The following is a 12,270-nucleotide window of genomic DNA, read 5'->3' as shown; positions in this document are numbered from 1 at the left end:
CGACTCATCGCTGCCGGATGTCGCAGACTTATCCGAAAAAGATGCCAAAGCTGAACTGGCCCGGTTGGCCGCTGAGATGACCGCGCATGACAAGCATTATCATCAGAACGATGCCCCTGTTATTTCCGATGCTGCTTATGATGCCTTGAAGGCGCGCAACGCGGCCATCGAGGCACGCTTCCCGGCCTTGGTGCGCGAGGATAGCCCCAGCCTCAAAGTCGGTGCATCACCGTCGTCCGGCTTCAAGAAAGTCAAACACGCGGTGCCGATGCTCTCGCTCGGCAACGTCTTTAATGAATCCGATGTTGCCGATTTCTTTGCCCGGATCCGCCGCTTCTTGGGCCTCAGCGACACCGCGCCGGTCGAGGTGATCGCAGAACCAAAAATCGACGGCCTGGGCTTCTCGGCCCGGTATGAAAACGGACGCTTTGTGGTGGGGGCAACCCGAGGCGATGGTCAGGTGGGCGAAGACATCACCGCTAACTTACGCACCATTCCTGACCTGCCCGATATGCTCATGGGGCCTGCGAAAGACGTGCCCAAGGTCATTGAAGTGCGCGGTGAGGTCTTTATGACCAAGCCGAACTTCCAAGCCCTGAACGCAGCCCAAGCAGAAAAAGGCGCGAAGGTTTTTGCCAATCCGCGCAACGCAGCCGCGGGCTCCCTGCGCCAACTGGATTCCAGCATTACGAAGTCCCGCCCCCTCACCCTGTTTGCCTATGCCTGGGGCGAGGCAGAACCGCTGACCTGGGACAGCCAGCAGGTGTTTCTGGAGCGTCTCAACGCCTGGGGCTTCTCAACCAACCCGTTGACGCAGTTGTGTACCTCTGTGGAAGAAGCCTTGGCCGCCTATGCCAAAATCGGTGAACAGCGGGCGTCCTTGCCCTACGACATCGACGGTGTGGTCTACAAGGTGAACCGCCTGGACTATCAGCAACGCTTGGGCTTTGTCAGCCGCGCCCCACGCTGGGCGACAGCGCATAAGTTCCCCGCCGAACAGGCCCAGACAATCGTTGAAAAGATCGAAATTCAGGTCGGGCGCACGGGCTCTTTGACCCCCGTAGCCCGCCTGACACCGGTCAACGTGGGCGGTGTGGTGGTGTCAAACGCCACATTGCACAACGAAGATGAGATCAAACGCAAAGACATCAGAGTTGGGGACACGGTCGTGATTCAACGCGCGGGCGATGTAATTCCGCAAGTGGTTAAAGTGCTGACTGAAAAACGACAAGAAAACAGTGAACGCTACGATTTCAAAGACAAATGCCCTATCTGTAAAAGCCACGCTATCCGCGAAGAGGGCGAAGTAGTGCGCCGCTGCACCGGCGGGCTGATTTGCCCGGCACAAGCGGTGGAACGCCTCAAGCATTTTGTCTCACGCACTGCCTTCGACATTGAGGGTCTGGGCGCAAAAAATATCGAAGGGTTTTACGAAGACGGCACAATCAAAAGCCCGGTGGATATTTTCACGCTCGAAAAACGCGATAGCGCAACCGATAATCTGACGCCCCTGCGGAGCCGGGAAGGTTGGGGCAAAACATCGGCCGAAAATCTGTTCGCGGCGATTAACGACAAACGCACAATTGGCCTGGACCGCTTTCTCTATGCCTTGGGGATCCGCCAAATTGGGCAGGCGACCTCTCGCTTGTTATCACAACACTATGGCTCACTGGACGCCCTGCAAACGGCCATGGCCGCAGCACAAAACCGCGACAGCGAAGCCTATGCGGACCTGCTGAACATCGAAAGCGTTGGTGCCGCCGTGGCCGATGATCTGCTGGGCTTTTTTGCAGAACCACACAACCAGGATGTCCTGGCAGGTCTTCTAGCAGCGAAACTGACCATCGAAGACTTCAAGGCCCCGGAGACGGGCAGCTCGCCGATTGCTGGCAAAACCATCGTGTTTACGGGCAATCTGGAGACCATGAGCCGCAACGAAGCCAAAGCGGGAGCACAGGCCCTGGGCGCGAAGGTGGCGGGCTCTGTGTCCGCTAAAACCGACCTGGTGGTGGCCGGTCCGGGAGCAGGGTCGAAGCTCAAAAAAGCCGAAGAACTGGGTATCAAGATCAAGACCGAAGACGCGTATTTGGCCCTCATCGGCAAAGCTTAATAGTCTCTGATTTCTGCGGTTTTTAAGGTCGGCAAAAAAAGCGAGCCCCCTTGACCTTGGAACGAGCCCATGCACGAGTTATCTTTTTCAATAAAAACAATGACTTAATACAATGCGAAACGAGCCCATGCACAACATTGTGACTCAACAGCGACAGAATGTTCCAAGGCATGCTTAAGGTCGCGGTTTTCCAAAGATTTCGACAAGATGATCCACAAACACGCGGACCTTAGCAGAGAGATGCTGGCTGTGCGGATAGACAGCATAAACAGTGCGGTCGTAAGCTTCGAAGTTGCGCAATAGACGAACCAATTTGCCCGTCGCGAGATCGTCTTCCACCGTTGAATACAAGCAGAGCCCAATACCGCGCCCCGCTTTGACCAGGGTTGCAGTTGCCCGGGCCGTATTAACGCGGGCCGTGGTGGGCACCGTCACCTGACTCGTGAGACCATTAATAGAAAATTGCCATTGATTGGCCGGGGAAATGCCAGTGTTGATAATGCAGCGATGGGAAAGCAAATCCTGCGGTGTCGTGGGCGTGCCGTGGACAGCGAGATAGTCTGACGACGCACAGATGAAATAGGGATATGGCATCAGGCGCCGCGCGATCAGCGACGAATCCGCAAGATCGGCGACCCGAATAGCCACATCAAACCCTTCGGACACGATATCGATCATCCGTTCGTCCAGGGTCAAATCGAGGGATATCTCTGGATATGAGGTCATAAAGCGGCCAATGGCTGGAACCAAAAGGTCTTCACCGAATGCCCGCGAGCCCGCTACCCGCAGAACACCGCGCGGCTGTCCGTGTTGCTCTCCAACAGACTCTTCCAACTCTTCAAAGTCTTTCAGAAGAGACGCACAGCGTTCCCAGTAAGCGCGCCCGACTTCTGTTGGGCTAACGCTGCGCGTCGTGCGGTTGAGCAGTTGCACTCCGAGGCGGGACTCCAACTGGCGGACATATTTACTTGCCAAAGCCGTGGAAATGCCCAGGCGGGAGGCGGCCTCGGTAAAGCTGCCCGTATCAACAACCCGGGCAAATGTTCGCATACCATTAATGGTGTCCATGATTATATTCTACGTTTTATTGATAATATTGTCTAATTAATATGGATAATACATAAAATAGAAATTGTGTACTCCATTTCCCCAGGAGATCGCAGTGATCGCCGGACACGCTCAAACCAAGGAAAAGGACTTCCACAATGATCACCCTTTACCGTCACCCTCTCTCTGGACACGCCCATCGTGTTGAACTGTTTCTATCCCTCATTGGACAGGACTTTGAACGCATTGACATTGACCTGCTCACTGGCGCTCATAAAACGCCTGACTTTCTATCACTGAACCCCGCAGGCCAAGTTCCGGTGCTGGATGACAACGGACTGATCCTCACTGACTCAAATGCAATCCTTGTTTACCTGGCCCGCCGCTACGCCGACAAAAGCTGGTATCCGGATGATGCGATCCTCGGGGCCGAGATTCAAAAATGGCTATCGACGGCTGCGGGAGACATCAAAACTGGCCCCTGTGATGCGCGGTTAGTGACCGTGTTTGGCGCCGGGCTCGATCATGACAAAGCCAAGGCCACGACATCGGCTCTGTTTGAAAGACTCAACGCCCATCTCGAGGACCGCTCCTGGCTGGCAGATACAAAACCAACCCTCGCGGATGTTGCCGCCTACACCTACATCGCCCATGCGCCTGAAGGGGGAGTCGCCCTCACCCCCTACCCCAACATTCAGACCTGGTTGAGGCGCGTTGAAAACCTGCCTGGCTTCCTAGCCATGCAACGAACCGCAACCGCCGAAGCCGCTTAAAGAGAGCGGGCGGCTCTGGCGTTTGTCATCCGCCGCCCCTCTTCTCTGGCCGCATATCAGGAGTACATCATGACCCACATTGTCAGCGACATCGCCTTCACCCCAACAGTGAAGAACATTCAAACCCGAAATGGCTCACGCGACTCTTACGCCAAGATGGAACAGAAAGGCGGGTGGCAAGATGCCATTACGGATGATCTAGCCCAGTTTATTGGCGCGCGGGACTCTCTTTATCTGGGGACAGCGAGCGCCGAGGGGCAGCCTTATATTCAGCATCGGGGCGGCAAACCCGGGTTCTTAAAAGTGCTGGATGAACACACGTTGGCCTTTGCCGATTTCAAAGGCAATCGGCAGTACATCAGCACCGGCAATTTGGAAGACAACGACAAGGCTTATATTTTTTTAATGGACTATCCTAACCGTCGCCGCATAAAGATTTGGGGGACAGCGCAGGTGGTTGAGGACGACCCGGCACTGACGGAGCGGCTGACCGACCCGGATTACAAGGGCAACCCCGAGCAAGTGATTGTTTTTTCGGTCAAGGCGTGGGACGTGAACTGCCCGCAGCACATCACGCGGCGGTATTCGGAACCGGAGGTCAGCGCCCTTATTGAACCGTTACAGGCGCGTATTGCACAGCTTGAAGCACGGTTAACAGAATCGCAGGGTGTGGAGTGAATTCCAAGACCATTTCGTTAGAGCGCCAAACTTGAGACACGGGCCGGAGTCTGAGTAGCTTTAGGGGCACCCAGGGTAAGCGTAAAAGGATCACCCTCCCTCTACAAATCAGATTTACACCGGGATCAAATCTGGCATCCATTTAGGGGTGAACGATTTTGTCAGGTCGAGTAAACTGTCTCTTTACAGGCTTGATATGCGCCCAAATGGCGACTTAAAGCGTTATATATGAACACGTTAACAACACGAAATAATATAAATGCCGTCTGAATTCTCTCCCACTGACACCCCCTCAACTGACGAGATCGACATCGACCTCAAACGCATCACCGTGCTGGTGGTCGAAGACGAAGAGGTCATCAGCGACGTCATCTGCGCCCTGCTGCAAAAAATTGGCATCCGGCGCGCCGTGGCCGTGGGCAATGCGGAAGACGCTATGTATCAATTGGAAGATGATGAAGAAACCAAGGTCGACCTCGTTCTGGTCGACCTGATGCTGCCCGGCGCCAGCGGTCTGTCGTTGATTAAAACCATGCGCGAACACAAGCGCGAACGCTTAAAAAAATTGCCGGTGGTGGTGGTCACGTCCTACACCAGCATGAAGGTTTATAAAAAGGCGGCGGAATTCGACATCAACGGGTTTCTGCGTAAGCCGGTCGCCCCCGGGTCCTTGGAAACCGCCATTGTGAAAGCGCTCGGTGGTAAAGTGTCGGCCAAGGCGATGCAGAACTACCGCTCGGAGGCCAATGCCCTGCACAAGGCAGGCGGTGACACAAAGAAACCCGGCTTCTTTGCCATGCTGTTTGGCTTGGATGGATCGTCTTCGTCACAGTCGACCGCGACAAACGCGGCACGCCCGAACTCACCTGCCGGAGCCGCAACTAGTAAGCCGAAGCCGAAAATCAATCGCAGCGCTTGAACGCTGCATACCTAATGGAACCCCCTACAAAATAATCACCTATAAAATGATTAAGGGATCATCCATCGTGCCCAACGGCTCAAAACCGTCTTTGGTGACCATGATCAGATCTTCCAGATGGGTCGCGCCCCAGCCAATTTCGACCTGCGGTAAATCAATGGTCAGGGTCATGTTTTCCTGGAACGTGAGATCGTCGCCCACCACGAAGGGTAAGCCATCGCGATAAGGCTGATCTGTGTGTTGCAGGCCCACGGAGTGCGGCCCGACGCCCATGCTCCAGCCTGACGGACTGGCCTTCTTCACAGCATCAGTCACCGTGCTCTGCAATTCAGAGTACTTCACACCGGGGCGCACGGCCTCGTGGGCGACCTCACGGGCCAGGCTGGTGAGACGGATGCGTTCTTGCAGCTCTTTCGGCGGCTCACCCACACACCAGGTGCGACCGAAGTCGCCGTGGTAAAAGTTAATCTGGCTGACCGCATCCACCATCATGGCCTGGCCTTCAACCACTTCACCATGACGGAAACCGCCAATGGTGCCCGAAGCAATCCACATCGCCTTGGCGCCACGCTTCGCGGCCTCAACCAGAAAAATATTATCGAAATCGTTTTTGGTCATGCCGAGTTCAATTTGCGACAGCATGGCTTTGCATGCCTCTTCGTTGGCTTTGGCGGCACGCTTCATGTGACCCAATTCGACCTCGGATTTGATCATGCGGATTTTTCGGAATGTATTGTCGCCCGGCACACAGGTGACCGTGTCTTGGCCCAGAGTGTTGAGAATATCTGCGATGCGCATATCGTCGACGGCGATTTTGCCGTTCATCAGACCCGCTTCCCGCAGCGCATGGACCAAGCCCCATTCGGGCGTGGCCGCCTTGCCGCTTTCCCAGCGCTTCTCCATCTCGTACCAGCCCTTCTCGATATCCGTAAGGGCTTCGATGTTTTCCGGCATCCGCATGTAATTGCGGGATTCCGGCTCGGTACTCCATAGGTCTGGATTGCGATAGTTTTCCCAGCCACCAGGAAATCCGTAAGGGATGATCTCGGGATGCTCGCGCGCGGCATTGGCGATGAACCACAGGTCTGATGAGGACACGACCAGGAAGGACGGCTTGTTAGGATCGCGTGGCATCACCGCGAAACTGGGAATGGCGCGCAGCTTTTGTAACTCGTAGGAAAAGTAGTTGCCGAGATAAAACACGTTGACCGGATTGAGGGCAACGATGCCATCTATGTTTTCGCGTTCCATAATCTCGTAGGCGCGGGCCTTGTTGACCAACGAGCGGCCATCGAAATCTTCACCAGGAACCGGACCCGGCGCCACCAGACCCCAGTTGGCATGGGCTTCTTTACCACCGAGCATGGTCGCCCCGAGCAGACCTGCCGCACCGGCGCCTATTGTTCCGGCGCCGAATGCCTGCGCCATACCGGCAAAAAAATCGCGGCGGTCGATGATGGGATCAAATGGATCAGTCATGCCCTGTGTCCTTTTTAGCGACCCTACCAGGGTCGCGGAGTTCCAAGTTCAATAAGATTAACCAATACACCGTCGTTGTCACGGAACATCATTTCCCGCGTTTGCACTTCAGCCTCGGGGTTAGGAAACAAAACCATTGGCGGCGAAACAAGCGGATAGCCTGCTGCGACGACCTTCTCCGTAATGCCGTCGATGTCATCCGTAATGAAAACCACGGCAAAATCGCCGGTGACCGTATCAGCACGGCTTGAGGCCGGCGGCAATGGCGCACGGTCATCACCGATAATTTCATAAATTCCTATGTTACCGATGATGCTATCGCCCGCTTGAAGAATGACAGCCTTTAGACTGTAATCCTCAGTGCCCATGATTTCATTTATGCGCGGGCCTTCCACAACGGTATCAACACGCGTGGTGAGGCCAAGCAGATCTCTGTAAAGCTTGAGCGATTCATCCAAATCACGCACGAAGATGGTGGCGCGGGTCATCGACGACACCGCATACCCCTCGGGGACCTCTTGTGCCGCAGAGAGGACCGGATACAGGAGCAGACTCACACACAAGAATGTTACCTTGAACATTCTTGTGTGTATGGGGCGGACCTTCATCGCTACACCTATTTCAGCACGCCAGCCTGAACGAGATTCACCAAAACACCATCGGGATCACGGAACATCATTTCCACCGGCTGGACCGCGTACTCTTCGCGAATAATCAATGGGACGGGCGGTGACACGATGGGATAGCCCGCCGCTGTAATCTCGGCCGTGAGGCGATGAATGTCATTGGTGGGAAACACCAAAGCAAAATCACCGGTGCGGGTGTCGGTTGTTTGTTGCGGCGCTGGCGGCTCTGTTGGGTCTTTGTGCAACTGATAAATCCCGAGATTACCCTGAACAGACTCCCCCGCCATGAGTACGGTGGCGCGCAGTTCCACCCCTTCGGTGCCCATGATGGCGTTGATGCCTGTGCCGCTCCAATAGTTATCAAACATGGGCTTGAGGCCCAGAATATCGCGGTAGAGCTTGAGGGATTCGTCCATATCCCGCACGAAAATCGTGGCCCGCGCGAGCGGGGCAAGGTTCATGCCCTCTTGAAAAACCGTAGGATTGGAGGTGGGGACCACCCGCTCCATGAGCGGGACGACCTTAGAGTCATCCTGGGAGTCATCTTGCGCGGTGCCGGGGGCCACAAAAAGAAACTGGGTGGCAGCCAAAAGGCCACCACCCAGGATCAGTCTTGCGGTCCGATTGAGACGGACGATCTTTCCTGTCCGTTGACGGACCATCGTTTAGTACCGTGCCGTTAGGGTAATACCGAAGGTGGCCCGCTCGCCGAGGTAAGCGTTATAGGCCACGTTAGGCTGTTGAACGACAGCGTTAGAGACATACTTCTCATCAAAGATGTTCTTGGCCCACAGCTGAACGCTGTAGCCGTCGCCTTCTATACCCGCACTTGCATTGACGATGGTGCGGCTTGGCACGATAGAGAGGTTGACCGCCTCGCCGTACATTTTAGATTGGTGAGCAAGGTCAGCGCGGATGAAATAGTCCAAGCCCATATCGGCGGACAACTCATCAGACCATTCGCCACCAAGCGTGGTTTGGAATTTGGATTGGCGTTCCATCTGATTGCCACCAATATCACCGTTGCTGTTACACACAACATCATCACAGACGGCTGGGTCGCGGCCCCAGCGGCCATCAATGGTCCCGTCCTTGTATTTGGCATCACCATAGTACAGCGTGCCGTATAAGCTGAGGTTTTCTGTGGCCGCAATGGCCCCATCCAATTCAAAGCCTTTGGAACTGACGTCCCCAACGTTGCGAATAATACTGCGGGACAGCGGGTTCACGTTGCCTTCATCGGCGGCCAGAATTTGCACGTTGGTCCAATCTACATAGAACAGCGTGGCGTTCAGCTGGACTTTGCCATCGTTGAATGTGTTTTTGGAGCCGATTTCATAGGTCCAGTTCTGATCGTCGTCATAGGTACGGTTTTCAGGCAAGGTTGCCGCCGCACTGAAGCCACCAGACTTGACCCCTTTAGCAGCCGAGACAAACAGCAAGCTGTCGTCGTTCACATCGTACTCAAACGTGACGCGGGGGGTGAAGCTCGTGAAGGTGTCTGAGAAGATCGCACCGGCAAAAGCCCCCAAACCACCAGTGCCACCGCCAGAAGCGGCTTCCCCTTCTTCCTTTTTGTCTCGGGAATAGCGGGCCTCAACACCAATGCGGGCGCGGTCTTCCATGAAGGAGTAGTTGAGTTCCCCGAAGACGGACTCTGTCTTGGTGATGGTCGTGATGTTGAGCAACTGGACCTGGAAAACGAATTCGCTTGGATCGTTCACATCAACAGGTGCCGTAGGGGCTGCGGTTAAAAGAGGCAGCGCTGCAAAGTTAGACGTTCTGAAGTCCGTGCTTTTGGAATAGTACGCACCAAAGGCACCGTCGATATTGCTGTCGTTATCAAACACAAACCGGACTTCATGGGAGTCTGTTTTGAAATCTCCAATCGGGCCGCTTTCAAACACACAGAACGGCACGAAGAAGGTGCAACCGGGCAGCGTGTCTTTATAGCCAAAGGTTTTGGTATCAGCTTTGATCTGGCCGAATTGATACTCCATGGTGAAATCATCGGTCAGTTCCCAGCTGAGGGAGGCCCGGATGAAATCTGTATCCAGCTGTTGAGCATAACCACGCGGGTCAATCGGGATGGACCGGACAGGCAACTCACCGCAAAAGAGGCGGAACCAGTCGCCACCGCCGCCCAGACCAGAGCCGGCCGGACGAACATCCGGGTTGTACTGACCACAGTTCATCAACTGACTGTCGGCGTTGAGTTCACCAAACCAATTCTGAGCGCTATGTTCACGGTTCTTGTCGACATTCATATAAGACACGTCAATTTGTATGTCTTCGGTGGGCAAGAACTGAAGCGCAGCACTATACGTCATGTCTTCCCAGCCGCCGAGGCGGCGGTTGGTGCCCGGATCAAGATCAACATCTGCGAATGGATGACTGTTTTTCCAACTGCCATCGAACTCGGTGTAATCAACAGACGCCCGCATACGCAGTACGTCTGGGACGATCGCCCCAGAGACACCAGCCGCGGCGTCAAACCGTCCGAAGCTACCCGCCGTCAATTGACCTTCGGCCATCCACTCTTCTGTCGGCTTCTTGGAAATGTAGTTGACCGCCCCCATGAAGGCATTACGGCCATAGCGCGAGCTTTGTGGGCCTTTCACGACCTCGACCCGCTCAATGTTGCCAAACCCAAGATCGGTCACGTAGTTCCGTGGCAGATAAATGCCATCGAAAAAGAACGACACATTCTGCTCAATGCTTCCCGCCACCTGAGTGGCACCGCGAATGACAGGCGCTGTGGCTCCGGAGTTGCCAAAGTTCTCGAAGTTGAAACCGGGGGTGGATAAGGCCACATCTGTCATCGAGACGATGCCGCGCTTATCCATATCAGCAGCGGTAAAGGCCGTGATGGAAATGGGAATGTCTTGAATCGACTCACTGCGTTGACGCGCGGTGACGACGATTTCTTCTAAGGCAAGCTGTTGGGCTTTGGCAGACGCGATAAAGCCCTCAGGTGATGCGGCGATCGCCGATACGGCAAACAGCACGCCTGTGGTTTTGAGAATTCTCTTACGTGACAGCATTTCTTTGGCCCTCCCAAGCCTGCCATTATCGTAAATATGGCAGTAACCGTTTCTGAGTTTGATATAATCTTGTTAATGGTACAAATTTTTATAGTTAACGATACAAATTTTTTTAATAGTACAAATAGATATATTTGGTCGCATAGTTATATTTTCAGGCAGGATCACTATCGCGCGGACAATTTGCATCCTGATTTTCACTGGCAGTAAGTAAAAATATGTTATTTTTTCATGAATGGTCATTCATGAGGCATGAACAGCATACCGCACCGGCGCCTATTGTTCCGGCGCCGAATGCCTGCGCCATACCGGCAAAAAAATCGCGGCGGTCGATTTCCGGGCCATCCAAAAAGTCGTCAGAATTATTGCTCATGTTGCGTGCCCCTCAACTGATCATCTGTTAGCCTAACAATGCGCCGTCTATCGTCCTTTGACCAGGGCGCGACCCATACAATGCTCAGCCAGAGAACAAAAGACTTGCAGCAGAGAATGCATGCATCAAACTAGGTTTCTTCGCCCTCAGGCGTACCGCAAATCGCACGAAGAGACCGCCACTGATCATCTGTTAATGCCGGAGCCTTCTTTTGCTGCGTTTCTGATGAAAGGCGATCGACGCGATCGCCCAGAGCAGGATGGCTAGAAAAGTATTTGAAAAAACCCTCGTCACCGCCACTTCGCCCTTCTGCCTGAAGCCGTTCAAAAAAAGTGATCAAACCATGCGGAGACATGCCCGCACGGCGTAGCATTTCAGCAGCTGTGAGGTCAGCCTCAGTCTCGGCTTCGCGATTATATGTCAGCGCGTAGATTTGGGCTGCTGCAGCAATGTTATCAGACCCAATACCAGAAAACATAAACTGCACCAGCGTTGCTAAACCGATACCACGGATCACACCCGCCGTTGGATGACGATGCACAACGTGACCAATTTCATGAGCCAGAATACCAGCCACTTCGTCAGGCCCTTCGGCTTGCAAGATCAGCGCTTCGAACAGAACAACTTCTCCGCCGGGCGCAGCAAACGCATTCACGGGCTTTCCCGAAATCACTCTGACCTTCAGGCGCTCTCTGCTCGGTGCTGCCGCCACAAGCCGGGCGGTCAAATCATCCAGAGCCGTTCGACCTGGCTGCGCATAACACACCTTTCTGTCCGCCGTCATCGCCTTAATCACCTGCGCGCCCAAGGCTGCGCGCCAGGTATCCGGTACAAAAAAGGCAGCAGGCTCGGCCAAACGGGGATAACCCCAGGCCACGATGCCAACCACGGCAATAGCAGCAATGGTCCAGCCGATCAAAGCCTGCCATGCGGTGCTGAGGAAGACTCGGCCCGGTGCGGACAACGGTGCATAAGCAGCAATCGCGCGATACAACTTGGCGTCTGTAAAGGTTAGGCGCGCGCCCTCTACGGTCTCATTGGTAATCACAGCCGGTCGGTTTTCTTCCGGGGCTTCAAGCAAGCGCACATCTACGAAACGCCAGGTGGTTTTAAGATCGCAGTCAACGCCGCGAATTTCAACACCCAGCCCCGCGACCTGGATATCGACCACATAGGGCCGCGCAGTCTGGCCATCGAAATATCGACCAGTCGGCGTCACGC

The 12,270-nt window shown here is 54.6% G+C and carries 11 protein-coding genes; 4 read left to right on the top strand and 7 right to left on the bottom strand.

Annotated elements, in window-relative coordinates; all coding sequences use genetic code 11:
• Positions 1-10 precede the first annotated feature (10 nt).
• The gene (ligA, locus tag RIC29_09515; GenBank protein ID MEQ8735151.1) at positions 11-2,110 is read left to right on the top strand and encodes an NAD-dependent DNA ligase LigA; all 2,100 of its coding nucleotides are present in this window, start codon (positions 11-13) and stop codon (positions 2,108-2,110) included.
• Positions 2,111-2,284: 174 nt separating this feature from the next.
• Here the strand turns inward: ligA and RIC29_09510 are convergent, their stop codons facing one another.
• Positions 2,285-3,178: a LysR family transcriptional regulator gene (locus tag RIC29_09510; protein ID MEQ8735150.1), complete on the bottom strand. Its 894-nt coding sequence runs from the start codon at positions 3,176-3,178 to the stop codon at positions 2,285-2,287.
• Positions 3,179-3,315: 137 nt separating this feature from the next.
• On the opposite strand from RIC29_09510, the gene RIC29_09505 reads away from it, so the two are divergent.
• The 3 genes from RIC29_09505 (at position 3,316) to RIC29_09495 (ending at position 5,527) form a co-directional block, all read left to right on the top strand.
• The gene (locus RIC29_09505) at positions 3,316-3,930 is read left to right on the top strand and encodes a glutathione S-transferase (protein MEQ8735149.1); all 615 of its coding nucleotides are present in this window, start codon (positions 3,316-3,318) and stop codon (positions 3,928-3,930) included.
• Positions 3,931-3,999: 69 nt separating this feature from the next.
• Positions 4,000-4,608, top strand: coding sequence for a pyridoxamine 5'-phosphate oxidase family protein (locus RIC29_09500; GenBank protein MEQ8735148.1), 609 nt, complete (start codon positions 4,000-4,002; stop codon positions 4,606-4,608).
• 259 nt (positions 4,609-4,867) lie between these two features.
• Positions 4,868-5,527: a response regulator gene (locus RIC29_09495; GenBank protein MEQ8735147.1), complete on the top strand. Its 660-nt coding sequence runs from the start codon at positions 4,868-4,870 to the stop codon at positions 5,525-5,527.
• Positions 5,528-5,566: 39 nt separating this feature from the next.
• Here RIC29_09495 and RIC29_09490 read toward each other — a convergent pair whose 3' ends face one another.
• The 6 genes from RIC29_09490 to RIC29_09465 all read right to left on the bottom strand — a co-directional run bounded on the left by RIC29_09490 (position 5,567) and on the right by RIC29_09465 (position 12,268).
• Positions 5,567-7,006: a M24 family metallopeptidase gene (locus RIC29_09490; GenBank protein ID MEQ8735146.1), complete on the bottom strand. Its 1,440-nt coding sequence runs from the start codon at positions 7,004-7,006 to the stop codon at positions 5,567-5,569.
• Positions 7,007-7,029: 23 nt separating this feature from the next.
• Complete coding sequence (locus tag RIC29_09485) at positions 7,030-7,563, bottom strand: VOC family protein (protein ID MEQ8735145.1); 534 nt, start codon at positions 7,561-7,563, stop codon at positions 7,030-7,032.
• Between the two features lie 59 nt (positions 7,564-7,622).
• Positions 7,623-8,294: a VOC family protein gene (locus RIC29_09480; protein MEQ8735144.1), complete on the bottom strand. Its 672-nt coding sequence runs from the start codon at positions 8,292-8,294 to the stop codon at positions 7,623-7,625.
• Positions 8,295-8,297: 3 nt separating this feature from the next.
• Positions 8,298-10,676, bottom strand: a complete 2,379-nt coding sequence (locus RIC29_09475; GenBank protein MEQ8735143.1) for a TonB-dependent receptor — start codon at positions 10,674-10,676, stop codon at positions 8,298-8,300.
• Between the two features lie 229 nt (positions 10,677-10,905).
• Positions 10,906-11,049 carry a hypothetical protein gene (locus RIC29_09470; protein MEQ8735142.1) on the bottom strand — a complete coding sequence of 48 codons (144 nt, stop codon included), beginning with the start codon at positions 11,047-11,049 and terminating at the stop codon, positions 10,906-10,908.
• Between the two features lie 130 nt (positions 11,050-11,179).
• Positions 11,180-12,268: a M48 family metallopeptidase gene (locus RIC29_09465; GenBank protein ID MEQ8735141.1), complete on the bottom strand. Its 1,089-nt coding sequence runs from the start codon at positions 12,266-12,268 to the stop codon at positions 11,180-11,182.
• Between the last annotated feature and the right edge of the window lie 2 nt (positions 12,269-12,270).

The sequence above is a fragment of the Rhodospirillaceae bacterium genome (assembly GCA_040219235.1).
Taxonomy (GTDB): domain Bacteria; phylum Pseudomonadota; class Alphaproteobacteria; order Rhodospirillales; family Rhodospirillaceae; genus WLXB01.
The sequence above is the reverse complement of the archived record's forward strand: the minus strand, read 5'-3'. Positions and strand labels throughout refer to the sequence as shown.